The 21,466-nt window shown below is 69.7% G+C and carries 13 protein-coding genes and 1 riboswitch; of the genes, 7 read left to right on the forward strand and 6 right to left on the reverse strand.

Annotation, left to right across the window (positions count from 1 at the left end):
- Positions 1–54 precede the first annotated feature (54 nt).
- Complete coding sequence (gene kduD, locus VGE03_RS03535) at positions 55–810, forward strand: 2-dehydro-3-deoxy-D-gluconate 5-dehydrogenase KduD (protein WP_331045092.1); 756 nt, start codon at positions 55–57, stop codon at positions 808–810.
- Here the strand turns inward: kduD and VGE03_RS03540 are convergent.
- Complete coding sequence (locus VGE03_RS03540) at positions 807–2,108, reverse strand: pectate lyase (protein ID WP_331045093.1); 1,302 nt, start codon at positions 2,106–2,108, stop codon at positions 807–809. The genes kduD and VGE03_RS03540 overlap by 4 nt on opposite strands.
- A 219-nt stretch (positions 2,109–2,327) precedes the next feature.
- Between VGE03_RS03540 and VGE03_RS03545 the strand changes: the two genes are divergently transcribed.
- A complete protein-coding gene (locus VGE03_RS03545; RefSeq protein WP_331045094.1) occupies positions 2,328–5,306 on the forward strand; it encodes a TonB-dependent receptor in 2,979 nt (992 codons plus the stop codon).
- A 63-nt stretch (positions 5,307–5,369) separates the two neighbouring features.
- Here VGE03_RS03545 and VGE03_RS03550 read toward each other — a convergent pair whose 3' ends face one another.
- The 3 genes from VGE03_RS03550 to metX are packed head-to-tail and all read right to left on the reverse strand — an operon-like array spanning position 5,370 to position 8,778.
- Complete coding sequence (locus VGE03_RS03550; protein WP_331045095.1) at positions 5,370–6,599, reverse strand: hypothetical protein; 1,230 nt, start codon at positions 6,597–6,599, stop codon at positions 5,370–5,372.
- Positions 6,599–7,789: a cystathionine gamma-synthase gene (gene metB / locus VGE03_RS03555; protein WP_331045096.1), complete on the reverse strand. Its 1,191-nt coding sequence runs from the start codon at positions 7,787–7,789 to the stop codon at positions 6,599–6,601. Before metB ends, VGE03_RS03550 begins: the two co-directional genes overlap by 1 nt.
- Positions 7,786–8,778 carry a homoserine O-succinyltransferase MetX gene (metX, locus tag VGE03_RS03560; RefSeq protein ID WP_331045097.1) on the reverse strand — a complete coding sequence of 331 codons (993 nt, stop codon included), beginning with the start codon at positions 8,776–8,778 and terminating at the stop codon, positions 7,786–7,788. The genes metB and metX overlap by 4 nt, the downstream gene beginning before the upstream one ends.
- A gap of 99 nt (positions 8,779–8,877) precedes the next feature.
- A riboswitch (SAM riboswitch) is annotated at positions 8,878–9,002 on the reverse strand.
- Positions 9,003–9,257: 255 nt separating this feature from the next.
- Between metX and VGE03_RS03565 the strand changes: the two genes are divergently transcribed.
- From VGE03_RS03565 to VGE03_RS03585, 5 genes are all read left to right on the forward strand, one after another.
- Positions 9,258–10,607, forward strand: coding sequence for an ammonium transporter (locus VGE03_RS03565; RefSeq protein WP_331045098.1), 1,350 nt, complete (start codon positions 9,258–9,260; stop codon positions 10,605–10,607).
- Positions 10,608–10,699: 92 nt separating this feature from the next.
- A complete protein-coding gene (locus tag VGE03_RS03570) occupies positions 10,700–11,383 on the forward strand; it encodes a TorF family putative porin (protein WP_331045099.1) in 684 nt (227 codons plus the stop codon).
- A gap of 180 nt (positions 11,384–11,563) precedes the next feature.
- The gene (locus VGE03_RS03575) at positions 11,564–12,997 is read left to right on the forward strand and encodes an NAD(P)-dependent oxidoreductase (RefSeq protein ID WP_331045100.1); all 1,434 of its coding nucleotides are present in this window, start codon (positions 11,564–11,566) and stop codon (positions 12,995–12,997) included.
- Positions 12,994–17,475 carry a glutamate synthase large subunit gene (gltB, locus tag VGE03_RS03580; protein WP_331045101.1) on the forward strand — a complete coding sequence of 1,494 codons (4,482 nt, stop codon included), beginning with the start codon at positions 12,994–12,996 and terminating at the stop codon, positions 17,473–17,475. Before VGE03_RS03575 ends, gltB begins: the two co-directional genes overlap by 4 nt.
- 31 nt (positions 17,476–17,506) lie before the next feature.
- Positions 17,507–17,740, forward strand: coding sequence for a hypothetical protein (locus VGE03_RS03585; RefSeq protein WP_331045102.1), 234 nt, complete (start codon positions 17,507–17,509; stop codon positions 17,738–17,740).
- Positions 17,741–17,825: 85 nt separating this feature from the next.
- Here the strand turns inward: VGE03_RS03585 and VGE03_RS03590 are convergent, their stop codons facing one another.
- Together VGE03_RS03590 and VGE03_RS03595 are read right to left on the reverse strand one after the other, a co-directional pair.
- Entirely contained in the window at positions 17,826–19,268 is a 1,443-nt protein-coding gene (locus tag VGE03_RS03590) for a TolC family protein (protein WP_331045103.1), read from the reverse strand.
- The coding region (locus tag VGE03_RS03595) for an efflux RND transporter permease subunit (RefSeq protein ID WP_331045104.1) at positions 19,268–21,466 on the reverse strand (2,199 nt) is incomplete at its 5' end. The genes VGE03_RS03590 and VGE03_RS03595, both read right to left, overlap by 1 nt.

Here is a 21,466-nt window from a genome sequence, read left to right on the forward strand (position 1 = left end):
CGTGCGACATCCTCCTGACCGGTGGTGCGTCCACGCCTCATGAGGTCCGCTGACATGAACCCGTTCGATCTCACCGGCCGCACGGCCCTCGTCACCGGCGCCAATACCGGTCTGGGGCAGGCGATCGCCGTCGGTCTGGCGCAGGCGGGGGCCGACATCATCGCTGTCGGCCGTTCCGCGCCGACCGGGACCGCCGAACTGGTGAAGGCCGCCGGCCGCACCCTGCACGCCGTCTCCGCCGACCTGTCCTCCACTGCCCCGATCGCCGATGTGGTGGCCCAGTCGATCGCCGCCGTCGGCAAGATCGACATTCTGGTCAACAACGCCGGCATCATCCGCCGCAACGACAGCCTCGACTTCACCGAAGAAGACTGGGACGCGGTCATCGACACCAATCTGAAGACCGCCTTCTTCCTGAGCCAGGCCGTGGCCCGGACCTGGGTCGAGGCCGGGCGTGGCGGCAAGATCATCAACATCTGCTCGATGCTCAGCTTCCAGGGCGGCATCCGCGTGCCGTCCTACACCGCCTCCAAGAGCGGTCTGGCGGGCCTGACCCGTCTGTTGGCCTGCGAGTGGGCGTCGAAGGGCATCAACGTCAACGGCATCGCGCCGGGCTATTTCGCCACCAACAACACCGAGGCCCTGCGCGCCGACGAGACGCGCAATCGCGACATCCTGGCCCGCATTCCCGCCGGTCGCTGGGGCGATCCCTCGGACCTCGGCGGCGCGGCGGTCTTCCTGGCCTCGGACGCCTCGGCCTATGTCCACGGCACGGTGCTGGCGGTCGATGGCGGCTGGCTGGCGCGCTAGCGCGCCAACTCGTTCAGCCAGTCTTCCAGATTGGTGAAGCCGTCGCCGTTCCGGTCCGCCGGGCCGTCGGCGGCGTTCGCCGGATCCAGTCCGTGCGCCCGCTCCCAGTCGTCGGGCAGGCCGTCGCCGTCTCCATCGACCCACGGCGTTCCCGCCGCCAGTTCCGGCCAGCCGCCGACCTGGCCCTGGCTATCGATGATCCGGCCAGAGCGGTCGCGCACCCCGGCGATCACCCGCGCGTCCACGGCGTCCCGGACCCGGCCCGCCCCCGCGCCGGACAACACGGCTTCGGCGGCCGCCTCGGGCGCTTCAGTCGCCGCATCCGCCCAGTCGGGGCGCGCCGCCAGGCGATAGTCCGGCCGGTCGGAGTCCTTCACCAGCGTCCACGGATCAGCCGGGACGGTCCCGTCCATGCTGTTCCCCTCGAACCAGGCGCGGGCCAGCGGATTGGATTCCTCGAACGCCCAGCGGCCCTGCGAATCCGGACCCGGAATGTAGGCGTTGCCGATGAAGGCGTAGGCCGCGAGGCTTTCGGTGTCGGCGTTGTACCCCGCGTGGGACCCGCCCCAGTCGTAGAAGACGTTCGAGCGGAACTCGAAGCGCGGTCCGAGCGGATCGACCGACGGCGGATTGTAGTTGCCGGGGCGGGGCATGCGGGCCCGGTGCATGGCCCACAGATTGTGGTGGAAGGTGAACTGCGCGCCGTGGCCGCCGCGGACCAGAGAGCCGTAGCCGTGGTCGCCCTTGGCGTGGCCGGAGTGGTTCAGCGACTCGGCGATCACCGACCACTGCACCGTCACGTCATACAGGCCGCGCTCGGGCGGATCGTAGCGGCTGCCGGCGGACAGGGTCTCGTCCACCGACCAGCTGGCGGAGACGTGGTCCAGAATGATCCGTCGCCCGCGCTCGAGGGAAATCGCATCCGACTCGATCCGGCTCTCGTCGCCCAGGCGCGAGCGGATGTGCCGGACGATCACGTCGTCCGCGCTGATCACGAGGGCATGGTCCCTCAGGGTGATCCCGCCGCCGGGGGCGGTCTGGCCCGCGATGGTGATGCGGCCGCGACGAATCCGCAGGGGCGTTTCCAGCCGGATGGTCCCGCCGATATCGAAGATCACGGTGCGCGGCCCCTCGGCCTCGACCGCGGCCCTCAGGCTGCCGGGGCCCGAGTCGTTCAGATTGGTGACCCTCAGCACCGCGCCGCCGCGTCCGCCCACCGCGAAGCGTCCGGCGCCCTCGGCTCCGGGGAAGGCGATCGTCGCCTCCTGCGCCGCCGCCGTGTGTGCTCCACACGACACGAACAACGCGGCTGCGGCCACGCTTGTGACGGCTTTGTGTCGAAGGCCGCTTGCGAAAACGCCGATCATCGGGTTAGGCTCATCATTGATACCGGTGTCAGGGCGCATTGCGCACCAGATTGACACCGGTGTCAAACGGGAAGGCCAACGATGCCCGACCGCAAAAACAGATAGACCGGGGTCACCTCGGCGTCCTGTATGCCCATTGGGAGGAGGCATATGTTGCAAGCCATTCGGCCGGGGATGACCCGCGCCCTTCGTCGTAGCCTGTTCGCCGGTGCGTCCGGTCTGGCTGTCGCCCTGTCTCTGGGTGTCGGCGCCGCCGCCGCGCAGACCGCGCCGCAGGATGAACCCACCGAAATCGACGAGGTCGTCGTCACGGGCTATCGCGCCAGCCTGAACGCGAGCCTGGACGCCAAGCGTCGCGACGCCAACGTCATCGACGTGATCACCGCCGAGGACATCGGCGACTTCCCCGACCTGAACCTGGCGGAATCGATCCAGCGGGTGCCGGGCGTGGCCATCGACCGCGACGCCGGTGAAGGCCGCTCGATCACGGTCCGTGGTCTGGGCGCCGACTTCACCCGCACCCGCATCAACGGCATGGAGGCCCAGGCCACCGCCGGCGGCACCGACTCCTCGGGCGGCGCCAACCGCGGCCGGGGTTTCGACTTCAACGTCTTCGCGTCCGAGCTCTTCAACTCGATCACCGTGCGCAAGACCGCCGCGGCCGAGACCGAGGAAGGCTCGCTGGGCGCCACCGTCGACCTGCAGGCCTCGCGCCCGTTCGACTATGACGACGGTTTCACCGCCGCCATGTCGGCCCAGGCCGGCTACAACGACCTGTCGGAAGAGTACAATCCGCGTCTGGCCCTGCTGCTGAGCAACACCTTCGGCGACAACGACCAGTTCGGCGCCCTGATCTCGGTCGCCTACAGCCAGCGGAACCTGCTGGAAGAGGGCTTCAGCTCGGTGCGCTGGGCCCCGGCCGTCGGCACCAACAGCTCGGGCGGCTTCTGTTCGCCGGTCGGCGTGACCCCGGTCAACCCGTCGGGCACCGCCAACGGCGCCAGCGCGGCCAACTGCGCCACCGGCGTCGCCCGCCCGGCCAATACGGCGGCCAACGTCGCCGCCTACAACACGGCCAACCAGTCGAACGTCTTCATTCCGCGCCTGCCGCGCTACGGTCGCCTGACCCACGAGCAGGAGCGCCTGGGCGTCACCGGCGCCTTCCAATGGCGTCCGGCCGAGACCACCCTGCTGTCGCTGGACGTGCTCTATTCGTCGCTCGACGCCACCCGTCAGGAAGACTTCCTGGAAGCCCTGTCGTTCAGCCGCAACGCGGCCGCCGGCGGCCAGACCCAGGTCCACGTGCGGGACGCCGCCGTCGAGAACGGCATGCTGGTCTACGGCGTGTTCGACAACGTCGATGTCCGCTCCGAGAGCCGCTACGACGAGCTGTCGACCGAATACCTGCAGATCAGCCTGACGGCCGAGCACGACTTCTCCGACCAGCTGCACAGCCGGTTCTACTACGGCCGCGCCGAGTCGAATTTCGAGAACCCGATCCAGACCACGGTCACCCTTGATCGTTCGAACATCCAGGGTTATTCGTGGGACTTCCGCGCCGACCCGAACGCGCCGGTGATCAACTACGGCTTCGATGTCACCAACCCGGCCAACTGGGAATGGCGTCCGTCGACCGCCGCGGTGCCGCGCTCGGAAATCCGCATCCGGCCGAACGGCGTGGACACGGTCTTCGAGTCCTTCCAGGCCGACCTGGCCTACGACGCCAGCGACTGGCTGACCGTCAAGGCGGGCATCAACTGGAAGAGCTACACCTCGGACTCCTACGAGTTCCGCCGCGCGGACGAGACCGTGGTCCCGGTCCTGCCGGCCGGCACGACCATGGCCGACATCACCACCCTGCTGACCGGCTTCGGCAACGGCCTGATCTCGGGCGGCACCGACACCGCCTGGGTCCGTCCGGACCTCGGGGCGATCGCCGACCTGTTCAACATCTACTGCAACTGCAACACCGGGGTGCCGGGCGGGGACTTCACCCTGACCAGCATCACCAATGGCAATGCGCGCGGCGGCAACCGGTCGATCGCGGAAGATGATCTGGCCGTCTACCTGCAGGCGGACTGGGACACCGACCTGTTCGGTCGTCCGTTCCGCGGCAACATCGGCGTGCGTCAGGTCAGCACCACCCTGACCGCCACGGGCTACAGCTCGACCGGCGGCGGCACCCTGGTGACCGGCGAGAACCAGTACGACAACACCCTGCCGTCGCTGAACATCAGCTACGAGCCGATCGATGACCTGATCATCCGCTTCGGCGCGGCGTCGGTCATGGCCCGTCCGCAGATCGGCAACACGCTGGCGGGCACCAACTATCTGGTGCCGACCACCTCGCTGGCCGCCTCGGGGCCGAACTACACGGCCACCATCGGCAACGTGAAGCTGCAGCCGTTCGAGGCCAACACCTACGACCTCAGCATCGAATGGTATTTCGCCCGCGAAAGCCTGCTGTCCTTCGCCTACTTCTACAAGGACATCGACACCTACATTCAGATCGTGCGCCAGGACCTGCCGTATTCGGACCTGACCGCCCTGAACCCGTCGGCCTTCGCGCCGGGCTTCTGCACGGGCACCTGCTCGGCCTCGACCATCTTCCAGCTGACCGCCGCGGTGAACACCGAGGGCGGCCCGCTGAAGGGCTTCGAGATCAGCTACCAGCAGCCCTTCACCTTCCTGCCGGGCCCGCTGGAAAACCTTGGCGTGCAGGTGAACTACACCCACGTCGAATCCGAGATCGACTACTGCAACAACGCCCTGTGCACGGCCTTCGTGACGGCGGACCTGATCAACCTCTCGCCGGAGTCGTGGAACGCGACCCTGTATTACGAGGATGACCGGTTCTCGGCGCGTGTCTCGGGCGCCTTCCGCGACACCTACATCCAGAACGTCCCGGGCCGGAACGGCAACAATGTCGAGGGCAAGATGGAGACGTTCAACCTGGACGCCTCGGCCTCGTACAATCTGACCGACGAGCTGGAGCTGACGCTGGAGGCCCTCAACCTGACGGACGAGGAGAACCATCAGTACGTCGGCGACGGGCAGGATCGTCAGAGCACGTCCGTCTATCACCACACCGGCCGGCAGTTCTACGTCGGCGCCCGCTATCGCTTCTGATCACTCCTGAACCGAAGCGCACTTCAGCCGCCGACCCCGAGGGGTCGGCGGCTTCTTTTTTGCTCAGGCCCGGACCAGATCGGTCAGGTCGGCCCAGACGCTTTCGGTCGTGGGGATGCGGCCGGCGCCCCGTCCGCGCGCCGTGAACACCCGGCCGTCGCCGATGGTCACGCGCAGGGCGTTCCACTCGTCCGGCAGGTCGGCGAACAGGGCGTCCCCGTCCACGGCGGTGAAGGCCACGCCCGCGCTGTCGGTGCGCAGATCGAGCCGGGAAAGCTGGCGGACGCGACCGGGGAGGAGCGCCGCGTCCGCCGACAGGGTCTCGCGCGCGATGCGCTCGGGCGAGATCCCGCCGTCCAGGGCCTCGTGCGCCAGGATGGCCAGCTTGGCCGCGGCGTCGAGGCCCGACAGGTCGGCGGTCGGGTCTTCCTCGGCGAAGCCCGCGTCGCGCGCGGCGACCAGGGCTTCGTCGAAGGCCACGCCGGCGGCCAGTCGGTTCAGGATGAAGTTGCAGGTGCCGTTCAGCACGGCCTCGATCCGCACCACCGGCCCGTGGGCGCGGGCGCGGCGGACGGTCTCGATCAGGGGCGAACCGCCGCCGACACTGGCGGAATACAGCAGGCGCGCGTCGTGGGCTTCAGCCAGCGCCGTCAGGGCGGCCAGATCACCGCCCACGGCCTGCTTGTTGGCGCTGACCACATCCACCCCGCGTGACAGGGCGGCGCGGATCAGGGCCAGACCGGTCGAGGCGTCCGAGATGGCCTCCACCAGCACATCCGGTTCGCGCGCCAGCAGGGCGGCGGGGTCGGACAGCAGCAGGCCCTCGGGCACGGCGGGGTCGCGCGGCTTGGACGGATCGCGGACCAGCACGCCGACCACGGCGAAGCGGTCGTCATCCAGCAGGCGGGCCAGCACGCCGCCGCCGACCACGCCGCAGCCGGCCAGCGCCACACGCAGCGGCCGGGCGTGGGCGACGGCGGGCGGCGAGACCGGGGTCTCGGGGCCGCAGACGATCGAGACGGGGGCGTCCAGCAGGGCCCGGCCGGGTTCGGGGCGGGCGCAGGCGACGCCGATGGCGTCCAGCGCCTCGGCCAGTCGGGCCGCGGCGTCCGCGCCGCCCGAGGCGACGGCGACGACCCGACGGCCGCGCCGGATCTCGCGATAGACCGCGCTGGCGGCCTCGGCGGACACGCGCGCGTCGAGCTGCAGCAGGGCGACCGGTTCCTCGGCGCCCGGAAGCGGCGTCTCCACGCCAGAGGCGGGGCGGGGCAGGGGCAGGGTGGCGGTGTTCATCAGGCGGCCTCGGCCGCCGGCTGTTTCGAGGCCAGGACGGCGTCCAGCGCGACCGACAGGTCGGCCAGCAGGTCCTCCGGATGCTCCAGCCCGATCGACAGCCGCAGCAGGCCGTCGGTGATCCCCGCCGTCGCGCGGGCCTCGGGCGTCATCGCCGCGTGGGTCATCAGGGTCGGGTGGGCGATCAGGCTTTCGACCCCGCCCAGCGACTCCGCCAGGGTGAAGACCTCCAGCTGATCGACGAAGGTCCGCACGGCGTCCAGGTCGGCCAGCTCGAAGCTCAGCATGGCGCCGAAGCCCTTCTGCTGGCGGGCGGCGATCTCATGGCCGGGGTGGCTCTTCAGGCCCGGATAGTTGACGCGCTTGACCGCCGGATGGGCGTCCAGCCATTCGGCCACGCGGCCCGCCGTCGCCTGCTGGCGCTCGACGCGGGCGAACAGGGTGCGCACGCCGCGCAGGGTCAGGTAGGCGTCGAAGGGCGAACCGGTCACGCCCAGGCAGTTGGCCCACCAGGTCAGCTGCTCCAGATCGGCCTGGTCCTTCGCCACCACGCAGCCGCCGACCACGTCGGAGTGGCCGTTGATGTATTTGGTGGTCGAGTGGATCACCAGGTCGGCGCCCAGTTCGATCGGGTTCTGCAGGGCAGGCGACAGGAAGGTGTTGTCCACCGCCGCCTTGCAGCCCACGGCGTGGGCGCGGGCGCAGATGTCGGCCACGTCCACCACGCGCATCAGCGGGTTCGACGGCGTCTCGATCAGGATCAGCTTCGGCTTCAGGGCGAAGGCGGCGTCCAGCGCCTCGCGGTCGTTCTGGTCGACGAAGCGGACGTCGAAATGATTGCGGCGGGCGCGGGCGCACAGCAGGCGGTGGGTGCCGCCGTACAGGTCGTGCGGCGCGATCAGGATGTCGCCCGGCTCCAGCGACGACAGGGCCAGATCGACCGCCGCCATGCCCGTCGCGGTGATCACGGCGCCGGCGCCGCCCTCGAGCTTCGCCAGGGTCTCGCCCAGCACGTCCCGGGTCGGATTGCCCGAGCGCGTGTAGTCGTACTTCCGCTTACCCTCGAGCCCGTCGAAGCTGTAGTTCGAGGACAGGTACAGCGGCGGCATCACCGCCCCGTGCGCCGGATCGTTGTTCACACCGTGCCGGGCGGCGGTGGTACAGGGATGGGCTTCGCTGGAGCAGGTCATGCGGCGATCTCGTCAGGCTGGCGGGCGTAAAGCGGGGTGAGGGCGTCGTGGAGCGTGCGGCCGACCAGCTCGCGCTCCGTCAGGAAGGCGTCGTGGCCGAAGATCGAGCCGGCCTCGCCGAAGCGGCGCAGGGCGGGGGCGCGACCGGCCAGGTCACGCAGGTCCTCGATGGGGACCAGACGATCGGTGGTGAAGCCGAGCACGGTCAGGGGGCAATGGATGTCTTCCGGCGCGACCGTATGGCGGTCCAGCGAATCCGACAGGGAGATCCAGCGATCGGCGCTGGTGGCCTCGGCGTAGTCGGCGCCGCGGGCGATCAGGTATTCGCAGACCGGATAGGCCTCGCCCGCGCGCTCGGGCGCGGTGGCGGCGAAGCGCCAGTCGAACTCGTCGGCGGTGCGATAGGTGGTCATGGCCAGTTCGCGGGCCAGGGCGATGCCTTCCGCCTCCCGGCCGCAGTCGCGGGCGAAGGCCAGCAGGCGGCGCTGCACGCCGCGCCAGGCGGTCGCCGCCGGGTGCGCGCGGTGGGCGGCCGAGATCACGACCAGCTCGCCGATCCGCTCGGGGAAGGCGGCGGCGAAGGCCAGGCCGACACAGCCGCCGTACGAGGCGCCGACGAAGGCGTCGATGCGCGCTTCGCCCAGGCCGTCCAGCAGCAGGGCCAGCAGGCGGGCCTGATCGCCGGTGGTGATGGTCACGCCGGGATCGGACTTGCCGGGCAGCAGGTCGAAGGCCAGCACGCGGACGCGGTCCAGATCGATCGGGCCGCCGGCGCGCACCGCCCACGACCACCAGCGGGCGGCGAAGCGGCCGCTCGAGATGCCGCCGATCACCACCACCAGCGGACCGGTCGCCGGTCCATGGACGCGTCCGACCAGGGTGTCCGCCGACAGCCGCTCGCCCGAGGCCAGCCGGAAGTCGGCCGGAATCGCGACGGTGACGTCACGGCCGGGGGCCTCGTCGATGATCCATTCGGTGGTGGACGCCACTGTCCGCTCCGGTCCCGCTCAGCGAAACCGATGGGGCGAACCAACATCTGCGAAGAAAGACCCGTGAAGTCGTCCGGACCCGTGAGGGCCCGCTCGCTTCACTCATCTCTCGCGGCTTCCGAAGACGCCCCGCAGGAGTTGGCACCATCTCCAATGATCGGGTGGATCACTGGAAGGTTGCCCCGGCGTCAAAGGGCCTATCCCTCAGCCGGTCTTGATGAGTGTCTTTACGGTGACGAAGGCGAACGGGGTCGTCAATCCCCCAATTTTATTGCGAGTGCGAATTCGCAAGCTTGGCTGCTGCTTGGGGTTCTGCTGACCTGTATTGCCACCATAACAGCAATATGTTTGCGCACGGGAGAGTCGAGTGCGCTACCAACGCAACAAAAATTCTTGAATCTTCCTCCGCCCACTTGCGGATTTCGCAGGTGCGGTAAACAGTTCGCTAATGCGTAACGGTGTCCTTTTGGGGGATTGAGATGACTCGACTTCGCAGTAGCCTGGCTCTCGGGCTCGGCCTTCTGACCACAGCAATCGCGACCGCGGCGAACGCCGCACCCGCACCGGCCCTGCTGGGCCACCAGGCGGCCCTGGAGCTGGACAGCGCGGGCACCGCCTGGCTGGCCACTTCGACGGCCCTCGTCCTTCTGATGACTCTGCCGGGTCTGGCGCTCTTCTACGGCGGCATGGTCCGCCGCAAGAACGTCATCGCCACCATCACCCAGTCGGTCGGCGTGTTCGCCGTGGCCACCCTGGTGTGGTTCATCGCCGGCTATTCGATCGCCTTCGGCAAGGCCGGCGGCCTCGGCGGCTACCCGGCCGACACCGTCAACCAGTTCATCGGCAGCTTCGACGCCATGTTCCTGAACGGCGTGGGTATGGAGACGGCGCACAGCCTGCTGCCGGGCATTCCCGAATTCGTCTTCCTGTCGTTCCAGCTGACCTTCGCGATCATCACGCCCGCCCTGGTCACCGGCGCCTTCGCCGAACGCCTGAAGTACACCGGCCTGCTGCTGTTCACGGCCCTCTGGTCGCTGCTGGTCTACGCCCCGATCGCCCACTGGGTCTGGGGCGGCGGCTTCCTCGGCAGCGCCGGGGTGCTGGACTTCGCCGGCGGCGCGGTCGTGCACGTCAACTCGGGCGTGGCCGGTCTGGTCTGCGCGATCTTCCTCGGCGCCCGCAAGGGCTACGGCAAGGAGCCGATCGTGGCCCACAACCCCGTCCTGACCATGATCGGCGCCTCGCTGCTGCTGGTCGGCTGGATCGGCTTCAACGCCGGTTCGGCGGGCGCCGCCAACTCGCTGGCGGGCGTGGCCCTGATCAACACCATCCTGGCCGCCGCCGCCGCCTCCATCACCTGGAAGGTCGTCGAGGTCATCGAGAAGAAGAAGGCGTCGCTGATCGGCGTGCTGTCCGGCATCGTCGCCGGTCTGGTCGCCATCACCCCGGCCGCCGGCTTCGTCGATCCGAAGGGCGCCGTGATCATCGGCCTGATCGCCGGTCCGGTCTGCTACGCCTCCTCGGTCTGGATCAAGAAGCTGCTCCGCTACGACGACTCGCTGGACGCCTTCGGCATCCACGGCGCGGGTGGTCTGGCCGGCGCCCTGCTGACCGGCGTGTTCGCCTCGACCGCGATCAACAGCCTGTCGGAAGGCGCCAACGTCATGACCCAGCTGATCGGCCTGGGCTGGACCATCGCCTACAGCGCGGTGGGCACCCTGGTGATCCTGATCATCTGCAAGTTCACCACCGGCCTGCGCGTCAGCGCCGAGGCGGAGGAAGAAGGTCTGGACACCCACCTGCACGGTGAGGCGCTGGAGTCCGTCTGATCCCGAGTACCCGGCCGGCGCGGAGCCTCTCCCCGCGCCGGCCGCCCAGTAAGCGTTCGCGTGCCGACATCGAGAATAATGGGGATACGATCATGAAACTCGCCTTCGCTTCCGCCGCCGCCGCGGCTGCTCTTCTCGCCGCCGCCGGCTCGGCCCAGGCCCAGGCGCCTGACGTGGCCTGGAACGTCGCGGTGACCTCCGACTACGTCTTCCGCGGCGCCAGCCAGACGGATGAGGAACCCGCCCTGCAAGGCGGCGTCGACCTGACCTTCGAGTCGGGCTTCTACGCCGGCGCCTGGGCGTCGAACGTCGATTTCGGCGACGACACCGACGCCGAGGTCGACCTGTACGGCGGCTTCCGCACCGAGGCCGGCGGCTTCGCCCTGGACTTCGGGGCCATCGCCTACCTGTACGTCAATGCGCCGGATCTCGCCGACGACTATGACTATGTGGAGTTCAAGGCCGCCGCGTCGCGCGCCTTCGGCCCGGTCACCCTGGGCGGCGCCGTCTACTACTCGCCGAACTTCTTCGGCGCGGATGACAACGCAACCTACGTCGAGGCCAACGGCAGCTTCTCGCCGGCGTCCAAATGGACCGTCAGCGGCGCGCTCGGCTACCAGTATCTGGACGTCAGCGACGACTACACGACCTGGAACGCCGGGGTGGCCTACGCCATCACCGACAACATCTCGGTCGACGCCCGCTACCACGGCACCGACGTGGATGCGCCGCTCTACGACGACCGCGCGGTGGCGACGCTGAAGTTCGCCTTCTGACACCGCGACAGAATCCGGGCGCCCCTTCCGCCCGGCCATGGCCGGCAAGACCTTGCCTCTTCGGTGGGTCTTGCCGGTTTGTCTTTTCTGGAGCGTGGCGTTTCCGTGCAAGGACCGCATAGAAATTGCCTGACCTGATCAAAGCCCCTACAACTTGTGCAGTTGCGAAGAGGGCTTGCCTTGGCGTCCGTGAACCAGACTTTCGTTGTTGTCCCCCGCACCGGCCCGTCCAAGGCGCCGGCGGCTGATCGCGTTCACAACCACGCTGAGATTTACGCCGACTTCGCACCGGAAGCCGGCAAGGGACAGGCTAGCCGATGCGCCCAGTGCGGCGTGCCCTTCTGCCAGTCGGCCTGCCCGCTGCAGAACAATATTCCCGACTGGCTCCGCCTCGCCGCCGAGGGCCGCGCGGAGGAGGCCTGGCGCCTGTCCGAGGCGACCTCGACCATGCCGGAGATCTGTGGCCGAATCTGCCCGCAGGACCGCCTGTGCGAAGGCGCCTGCACGCTCGAGCAATCGGGCTGGGAGACGGTCACCATCGGCTCGGTCGAGCGCTGGCTGGGCGATCAGGCGTTCGAGAACGGCTGGGTCGATCCGATCCGTCCGCGCGCCGAGAAGGGCCAGTCCGTCGGCATCGTCGGCGCCGGTCCCGCGGGCCTCGCCGCCGCCGACCGCCTGCGCAGCGCGGGCTACGCCGTCACCGTCTATGATCGCCATGATCGCGCGGGCGGCCTGCTGACCTACGGCATCCCCGGCTTCAAGCTGGAGAAGCACGTCGTCGGCCGTCGCGTGGATCGTCTGGTTGACGGCGGGGTCGAGTTCAAACTCGGCGCCGACGTCGGCGGAAACCTGCCCTTCGCCGAGGTGCGCGCGGCCCACGACGCCGTGCTGGTCGCCACCGGCGTCTATCAGGCCCGCCGCCTGACCGCCCCGGGCTGCGGCTCGGACGGGGTGGTCGCCGCGCTGGACTATCTGATCGCCTCCAATCGCAAGAGCTTCGGCGACGCCGTGCCAGCCTTCGACGGCGGCGCGCTGAACGCCGAGGGCAAGAAGGTCGTGGTCATCGGCGGCGGCGACACCGCCATGGACTGCCTGCGCACGGCCATCCGTCAGGGCGCGACCTCGGTCACCTGCCTGTACCGCCGCGACCGGGACAACATGCCCGGCAGCGCCCGCGAGACCGCCAACGCCGAGGAGGAGGGCGTGGTCTTCGAATGGCTGGCCGCGCCCCGCGCCGTGCTGGGCGGCGCCTCGGGCGTCACCGGCGTGCGCGCCCAGCGCATGGCGCTGGCGGCCCAGTCCGCCGACGGCCGCTGGTCGGTCGAGCCGGTCCCGGGCGGCGAGTTCGACGTCGCCGCCGATCTGGTCATCGAGGCGCTGGGCTTCGAACCGGAAGACATGCCGACCCTGTTCGTCGAGCCCGATCTGGCGCTCACCGACTGGCGCACCATCCGCACCGCGGGCCACACCAAGGCCACCACGCTGGAGGGCGTCTTCGCCGCCGGCGACATCGTGCGCGGCGCCTCGCTGGTGGTCTGGGCCGTCCGCGACGGTCAGGATGCGGCAAGTGAAATTGATGCGTGGCTGTCCTCGCAACGGAGGGCTGCGGCGTGACCTTTGACCTGACGAAGTACGAAGCTGATCGGCAGGCGCTGATCGACGCCCACGCCTATGACCCGGCGTCCGAGCGGGACGCCTGCGGCGTCGGTCTGGTCGCCGCCATCGACGGCCGGCCGCGCCGCGAGGTGGTTGATCTGGCGCTCAAGGCCCTGTCCGCCATCTGGCACCGGGGCGCCGTGGACGCCGACGGCAAGTCGGGCGACGGCGCGGGCATCCTGATCGGCCTGCCCCGCGCCTTCTTCGAGGCCCAGGTTCGCGACGCCGGGCATGAGCCGCGTCCTGGCCCCATCGCTGTCGGCATGATCTTCCTGCCGCGCGTCGATCTGGGCGCGCAGGAGCAGGCCCGCACCATCGTCGAGCGCGAGGCGCTGGCCGCCGGCTTCTGGCTGTACGGCTGGCGTCAGGTGCCGCACCGCGCCGAGGTGCTGGGCCAGCGCGCCGCCGCCACCCGTCCCGAGATCGAGCAGATCATGCTGGCTCCGCCCGAGGGGCTGGAAGGCGAGGATCTGGAGCGCGCCCTGTACCTGCTGCGCCGCCGGATCGAGGCCCGCGCCACGGCGGCGGGGCTGCAGCATTTCTACGTCTGCTCCCTGTCGGCGCGGTCGGTGATCTACAAGGGGATGATGCTGGCCGAGGCGCTGGCCGACTTCTATCCCGACCTGGCCAATCCGCTGGTCGAGGCCAACGTCGCCCTGTTCCACCAGCGCTATTCGACCAACACCTTCCCCGAGTGGCGTCTGGCCCAGCCGTTCCGGATGCTGGCCCACAACGGCGAGATCAATACCCTGCGCGGCAACGCCAACTGGATGCGCAGCCACGAGATCCGCATGACCGCCGAGGCCTTCGGCGCAGATGACGAGACGGTGAAGCCGGTGATCCAGCCGGGCGGCTCGGACTCCGCCGCGCTGGACAACGTCTTCGAGGTGCTGGTCCGCGCCGGGCGTCCCGCGCCCATGGTCAAGGCCCTGCTGATCCCGGAGGCGCCGATCGAGGGCGTCATCTCCGACGATCACCGCGCCCTCTACGCCTACTGCAACTCGGTCATGGAGCCGTGGGACGGTCCGGCGGCGATCTGCGCCACCGACGGTCGCTGGGTCGTGGCGGGCAAGGACCGCAACGGCCTGCGTCCCCTGCGCGCCGCCGAGACCGTCGACGGCCTGCTGATCTGCGGCTCGGAAGCGGGCATGACCGGCGTGTCGGACGAGCGCATCGCCCGCCGTCTGCACATCAACGGCGGCCGGATGATCTCCATCGATCTGGAGGCCGGCCGGCTCTACGACGAGACCCAGACCATCGACCGGCTGGCGGCCAAGCATCCGTACCGCGAATGGCTGTCCAACATGGTCGAGCTGGAGCCGCTGGTCGGTCCCGGCGAGGAGCCGCGCAAGCTGGAGGGCGAGGCCCTGACCCGCTTCCAGGCCGCGGTCGGCTGGACCCAGGAAGACATCGAATCCCTGCTCGACCCCATGGCCGGGGACGGCAAGGAGGCGGTCGGCTCCATGGGCGACGACACCCCGCCCGCCGTCCTGTCCGAACAGTCGCGACCCTTCGCCCACTACTTCCGTCAGGCCTTCGCCCAGGTCACCAACCCGCCCATCGACTCCCTGCGCGAGGCGGGGGCGATGAGCCTCCGGACCCGGTTCAAGAACCTCGGCAACATCCTGGCCCAGGACGAGACCCAGACGCGGGTCTTCGTGCTGGACAGCCCGGTGCTGACGACCGGCATGTACGAGCGGATGCTGAGCGTCGTCGGCGCCGGGGCGACCACGGTCATCGACTGCACCTTCCCCGCGCCGGCTGACGGCGAGCGCGAAGGCGAGGCCCTGAGCGCGGCGCTGGATCGCATCCGCGATGAAGCCGTCGCGGCGGCGAAGGGCGGCGCGGGCCTGATCGTCCTGACCGACGAACGGGCGGGCGAGGATCGTCCGCTGATCCCGATGATCCTGGCCACGGCGGCGGTGCACGGCCGTCTGATCGACGCCGGTCTGCGTACCTACTGCTCGCTGGTCGTCCGCTCGGCCGAAGCCATCGACGCCCACGCCTTCGCGGTTCTGGTCGGCGTCGGGGCCACGGCGGTGAACGCCTGGCTGGCGCAGGAGACCTTCCTCGAGCGTCTGGACAGCGGCCGCTATCCCGGCCTGTCCCTGCGCGACGCCTGCCTGAACCATCGGGCGGCGGTCGAGGCGGGCCTGATGAAGATCCTCGCCAAGAAGGGCATCTCGGTCATCTCGGCCTATCGCGGCGCCTGCGAGTTCGAGGCCCTGGGCCTGTCGCGCGCGCTGGTCGCCGAGTTCTTCCCCGGCATGACCTCGCGCATCTCTGGCGTCGGTCTGGCGGGTATCGAGGAACAGTCGGTGGCCAAGGCCGCGCGCGGCTTCTCGGCCGACCGCGCGCGCCTGCGCATCGGCGGCGCCCATCGCATCCGCGCGGGCGAGGAGACCCACGCCTGGGACGCCGAGATGATCCACCGCCTGCAGGACGCCACCACGCGCGGCGACTACAAGCGGTTCAAGGCCTACAGCCGCCGGGCGCGTGAACTGCCCGCCGTGGCCCTGCGCGACCTGCTGGACTTCCGCGAGGCCCTGCCGATCCCGCTGGAGGAGGTCGAGAGCGTCAACGAAATCCGCAAGCGCTTCGTCACCCCCGGCATGTCGCTGGGCGCCCTGTCGCCGGAAGCCCACGAGACGCTGAACATCGCCATGAACCGCATCGGCGCCCGCTCGGTCTCGGGCGAGGGCGGCGAGGACCCGGAGCGCTATCACCCGCGCCCGAACGGCGACAATCCGAACAGCGCGGTCAAGCAGATCGCCTCGGGCCGCTTCGGCGTCACCGCCGAGTACCTGAACCAGTGCCGCGAGATCGAGATCAAGGTGGCCCAGGGCGCCAAGCCCGGCGAGGGCGGCCAGCTGCCCGGCTTCAAGGTCACCGAGTTCATCGCCCGCATGCGTCACTCGACGCCGGGCGTGGGCCTGATCTCGCCGCCGCCGCACCACGACATCTATTCGATCGAGGATCTGGCCCAGCTCATCTACGACCTGAAGCAGATCAATCCGGTCGCCCGGGTGACGGTGAAGCTGGTGGCCTCGTCCGGCATCGGGGCGGTGGCCGCGGGCGTCGCCAAGGCCAAGGCAGACATCATCCTGGTCGCGGGGCACAACGGCGGCACCGGCGCCTCGGCCATGGGCTCGATCAAGCACGCGGGCATGCCGTGGGAGCTGGGCCTGTCCGAGGCCCATCAGGTGCTCAGCCTGAACGGCCTGCGCGGTCACGTCCGCCTGCGCACCGATGGCGGCATCAAGACCGGTCGCGACGTCGTCGTCGCCGCCATGCTGGGCGCCGAGGAATATGGCATCGGCACCGCCAGCCTGATCGCCGTCGGCTGCCTGATGGTCCGCCAGTGCCACTCCAACACCTGCCCGGTCGGCGTCTGCGTGCAGGACGAACGGCTGCGCGCCATGTTCACCGGAACGGCGGACAAGGTAGTCAACCTGTTCAGCTTCATCGCCGAGGAGACGCGCGAGGTCCTGGCCTCGCTCGGCCTGCGCTCGCTGGACGAGGCCGTGGGCCGCACCGACCTGCTGAAGCAGATTTCGCGCGGCGGCGAGCATCTGGACGACCTGGACCTGAACCCCCTGCTGGTGCGGGTGGGCGAGGGCGATGCGCGCCAGCCCGCCGACGCCCCGCGCAACGCGGTGCCCGACGCGCTGGACGCCCGCATCGTGCTGGACGCCGAGCCCTTCCTGGCCCGGCGCGAGAAGATGCAGCTGACCTATTCGGTCGCCAACACCCAGCGCTCGATCGGCACGCGCCTGTCGTCGCACATCGTGCGGACCTATGGCTCGGACCTGCCGGACGGCCACCTGACCCTGAACCTGCGCGGCGCCGGCGGTCAGTCGCTCGCCGCCTGGGGCATGAAGGGGCTGCGGATCATCCTCGACGGCGAGGCCAACGACTATGTCGGCAAGGGCCTGTCGGGCGCCGAGATCATCGTCCGTCCGCCCTCATGGCAAGCGGGCGCGGCGGTCATCGGCAACACCTGCCTGTACGGCGCGACCAGCGGCACGCTGTTCGCGGCGGGGGCGGCGGGCGAGCGTTTCGCCGTCCGCAACTCGGGCGCCACGGCGGTGGTCGAGGGCGTCGGCGCCCACGGCTGCGAATACATGACCGGCGGCGCCGTCGTTGTTCTGGGCTCGACCGGCTGGAATTTCGGCGCCGGCATGAGCGGCGGCGAGGCCTTCATCCACGACCCGGAGGGCACGGCCCATCTTCGTCTGAGTGACGCCTCGGTGATCACCGGCGTGGTCATGGGCGAGGCCGGGCAACGCCTGCACGATCTCGTCGCCCGCCACGCGCTGGAGACCGGTTCGCCGCTCGCCCGCAAGCTGCTGGAAACCTGGCCGGTGGCGGTCACCCACTTCCGCCACGTGCTCCCGCGCGAGGAGGCGGCGGCGGTTAAGGCCAAGCGGGCGTGACTCAAGAGCTTGACCGGTGCACGGTTGGACGATGACCGAGTATCGCGAACACAGCTGGCTCACGAATTCCGATGGACTGCGGGCGATTTCTGTCGAGCAGGGGGATCACACCCTCTGGCGATATGTTGAATGGCGCTGGTACCATCCGTACCCGGAGAACCCGGCGGTCGACCCAACATGGTCGCCGACGCATTGGTCGGGCTTCTACGACTCGCAAGCGGAAGTGGAGCGCGACGCAAGGGCCGCTCTGGAACGCTTCGGCTGAGCCAGACCACTCCTGACACCGCCCACGAAAAAGGGGAGGCTGTTTCCAGCCTCCCCTTCGTCATTTCAGCCTTGGGCCGAAGGCCTTAGCCCTCGTTGACCCATCCGCCCGCCAGCGCCTTGAACAGGGCGATCTGGTAGGTGGTGACCTGGGCGTTCGAGGCGGCAAGCTGGGCGTCGGCGGCGGCCAGGGTGCGCTGGGCGTCGATCAGGTTGAACAGGCTGTCCGCCCCGGCGTCGAACCGCAGCTGCGTCAGGCGAACCGCGCGCGCCGCCTCGTCCCGCGCCTCGCGCAGGGCCGTGCGACGGTCCAGCTCGTTGGCGTAGTTGGTCAGGGCGGTCTCGGTCTCCTGCAGCGCCACCAGCACCGTCTGGTCGAACGTCGCCAGGGCGGCGTCCGAACCGGCCGAGGCCTGTTCGATCCGCGCGCGGGCGGCGAAGACGTTGGGGAACGACCAGCTGATCAGCGGGCCGACCGAGAAGCGGAAATTCTCGCTGTCGGCCAGGCCGTCCGCGTCCAGCGCCGTGGCGCCGGCGGAACCGCCCAGGGTGATGCGCGGGAACAGGTCCGCGGTGGCCACATTCACCCGCGCCGCGGCGGCGGCCAGGTTGCGCTCGGCCTGACGGACGTCGGGACGACGGGCCAGCAGGGCGGCGCCGTCGCCGACCGGGATCGGCTGCGACAGCTGCGGTGGGGCCTGGCAGGCGCGGGCCGCTTCGCTGGACTCCGCCGGGGTGCGCCCGGTCAGGGTGGCCAGACGGAAGACGGCGCCTTCGCGCTGGGCCCGCAGCGGCGCGATGGCCGCACGGGTGGTCTCCAGGGTCGAGCGGGCGCGGGCCACGTCCAGCCCGTTGCCCGAACCGGCGTCCAGCAGGCGCTGGGTCAGTTCGACGGTGCGGGTCTGCAGCTCCAGCGTCCGTTCGGCCACCGCGATCGAGGCGTTGGCCGAGCAGGCGTCGGCATAGGCCCGGGCCGTCTCCGCCGCGACCGTGACCCGGACGATGTCCAGGGCGGCCTCGGCGGCGGCGGCGTCCGCGCGGGCGGCGCGGATGGTCGACTCGACGCGGCCGAACAGGTCGACCTCGTACGAGACGTCCAGACCGGCCGTGTAGGTGTCCACGTCGGGCGCGTTCTCACCCGGGGGCAGGGTGCCCGGGGTCAGGGTCGCGGCCGAGGGGCGGCTGGTGGTGTAGCCGGCCGAGGTCGTGGTCGTCGGGAAGCGGCCGACGCGCGCCTCGCCCAGCGCCGCGCGAACGCGACGCAGGTTGGCGGCGGCGGCCTCAAGCTCGTTGTTGTTGGCGAGGGCTTCACCGACCAGGCCGTCGAGGACCGGGTCGTTGTACAGCCGCCACCAGTCGTCACGAGCCGAAGAGGTCGAGACCGCCGGAGAGGCGGTCCCGATGAAGGCGCCCGACGCTGAGGGGGGAAGGGTAGCGTCAGGCGCCTTCGGCCCGACCGCGCACGACGCCAGCAGAAGGCTGGCCCCGGCGGTTGCGGTCAGGAACCGGAGAGAGGGTTGGATGGTCATCAGGCGTCTCCCGAGCGGACGGTCGCGGTGTCCGCGTCGTGCGGGGGAAGGGTGGGGTTGTCCTGGGCCTTCTTCGGCGCGCCCGGCAGCTTGGAGGCCACCCAGCGCATGACGACGTAGAAGACCGGCGTGAAGATCAGACCGAAGAAGGTCACGCCCAGCATGCCGGAGAAGACGGCGGTGCCCAGCGACTGACGCATCTCCGCGCCCGGACCCGTGGCCAGCATCAGCGGCACGACGCCGAAGATGAAGGCGAACGAGGTCATCAGGATCGGGCGCAGACGGGTCTGGGCGGCGCGCACGGCGGCGTCCCAGCGGTTGAGCCCTTCGTCCTCGGCCTGCTTGGCGAATTCCACGATCAGGATCGCGTTCTTCGCCGCCAGGGCGATCAGCACCACCAGTCCGATCTGGACCAGGATGTTGTTGTCCAGGCCGCGCAGGTTCACGCCCAGGATGGCCGCCAGGATGCACATCGGAACGATGAGCACGACCGCCATCGGCAGGGTGAAGGCCTCGTACTGGGCCGCCAGCACCAGGAAGACGAAGACCACCGCCATGGCGAAGATCACCGTCGCCCCGCCCGAGGCCTGCTTCTCCTGCAGGGCCAGGCCGGTCCACTCGTACGAGAAGCCCGGGGGCAGGGTGGCCTCGGCCAGCTGCTCCATGTGGGCGATGGCTTGACCGGACGACACGCCCGCCGCCGCCTGACCCTGCAGCTCGGCCGCGGGGAACAGGTTGTAGCGAACGATCCGAGACGGACCGGAGTCCTCACGCAGGGTGGCCACCGAGCCGATCGGCACCATGGCGCCCGAGGCGGAGCGGGTCTTCAGGTTGGCGATGTCCGCCATGTCGTCACGCGACGTCGGCTCCGCCTGCGCGGTCACCCGGAAGGTGCGGCCCAGGAAGTTGAAGTCATTGACGTAGGACGAGCCCAGATAGACCCCCAGCGTGTTGAACACGTCGGCGGGCTGCACGCCCATCATCAGCGCCTTGTCGCGGTCGACGTCGGCGGCGATGCGCGGCGAGCCGGTGTTGTAGGTCGAGAAGACCTGCTGCACCTGATCCGGCGCCTGGGCGGCGGCGCCCATCATGGCGAAGGTGGCGCCTTCCAGCGCGCGATAGCCCGCGCCGGAGGTGTCCTGCACCATCATCTGGAAGCCGTTGCCGTTGCCCAGACCCTGAACCGCGGGCGGGGCGATGACGAAGATCTGCGCGTCCTCGATGCCCATGGTGGCGCCGGTGATGGCCCCGGCCAGGGCGGCCGCGCTCTGTTCGGCCGTCTTGCGCTCCTCGAAGGCGTCCAGGCGGACGAAGATGGTCGCCGCGTTGGAGCCGAACGAGAAGCTGGTGCCGTCCAGACCGGCGAAGGCGACCATGCCCTCGACGCCCTCGGTCGACTTGATGATGTCCGAGGCGCGCTTCATCACGGCTTCGGTGCGTTCCAGAGAGGCGCCCGGCGGCAGTTGCACGACGCCGATCAGGAAGCCCTGGTCCTGCTCCGGAATGAAGCCCGACGGGGTGTCTGTCAGGCGCCAGGCGGTCAGGCCCAGCAGCGCGACGTAGATCACCAGCACGATGCCGACGGTCCGCACCAGGCGGGCGGTCAGGCGGCCGTACTTGTCGGACAGCCAGTCGAAGCCCTCGTTGAACTTCCGGCCGGCGTAGCCGCCGTAGTAGGCGGCGCTGCCCAGCAGGCCCGGCTTGCGCTTGTGGTCATGCTCCTTGTGCGGCTTCAGCAGCAGCGCGGCCATGGCCGGCGACAGCGTCAGCGACACCAGCAGCGACACGACCGAGGCCGTGGTGATGACGATGGCGAACTCGCGGTAGAAGATGCCCGGAATGCCCGGCACGAACATGGTCGGGATGAACACCGACACCAGCACCAGGCCGATGGCGATCAGGGCTCCCGAAACCTCCTGCATCGATCGATAGGCGGCCTCCTTGGGCGTCAGCCCCTGTCTCAGGTAACGCTCGACGTTCTCGACCACGACGATGGCGTCATCGACGACGATGCCGACGGCCAGCACCAGGGCGAACAGGCTCAGCGAGTTGATCGAATAGCCCAGCATCAGCTGGACCGCGAAGGTCGCCACCAGCGCCACGGGGATGGCCACGATGGGAATGATCGCCGCCCGCCAGGTCTGCAGGAAGACGACCACGACCAGCACCACCAGCAGGATGGCCTCGATCAGCGTGTG

Origin of the sequence: Brevundimonas sp. (assembly GCF_036400995.1) — a bacterium.
Classification (GTDB): Bacteria; Pseudomonadota; Alphaproteobacteria; order Caulobacterales; family Caulobacteraceae; genus Brevundimonas.

Coding starts and splice junctions, on each gene's coding strand:
- kduD (WP_331045092.1), top strand. CDS start 55: ATGAACCCGTTCGATCTCACCGGCCGCACGGCCCTCGTCACCGGCGCC.
- VGE03_RS03545 (WP_331045094.1), top strand. CDS start 2,328: ATGTTGCAAGCCATTCGGCCGGGGATGACCCGCGCCCTTCGTCGTAGC.
- VGE03_RS03550 (WP_331045095.1), bottom strand. CDS start 6,599: ATGAACACCGCCACCCTGCCCCTGCCCCGCCCCGCCTCTGGCGTGGAG.
- metB (WP_331045096.1), bottom strand. CDS start 7,789: ATGACCTGCTCCAGCGAAGCCCATCCCTGTACCACCGCCGCCCGGCAC.
- VGE03_RS03565 (WP_331045098.1), top strand. CDS start 9,258: ATGACTCGACTTCGCAGTAGCCTGGCTCTCGGGCTCGGCCTTCTGACC.
- VGE03_RS03570 (WP_331045099.1), top strand. CDS start 10,700: ATGAAACTCGCCTTCGCTTCCGCCGCCGCCGCGGCTGCTCTTCTCGCC.
- VGE03_RS03585 (WP_331045102.1), top strand. CDS start 17,507: ATGACCGAGTATCGCGAACACAGCTGGCTCACGAATTCCGATGGACTG.
- VGE03_RS03590 (WP_331045103.1), bottom strand. CDS start 19,268: ATGACCATCCAACCCTCTCTCCGGTTCCTGACCGCAACCGCCGGGGCC.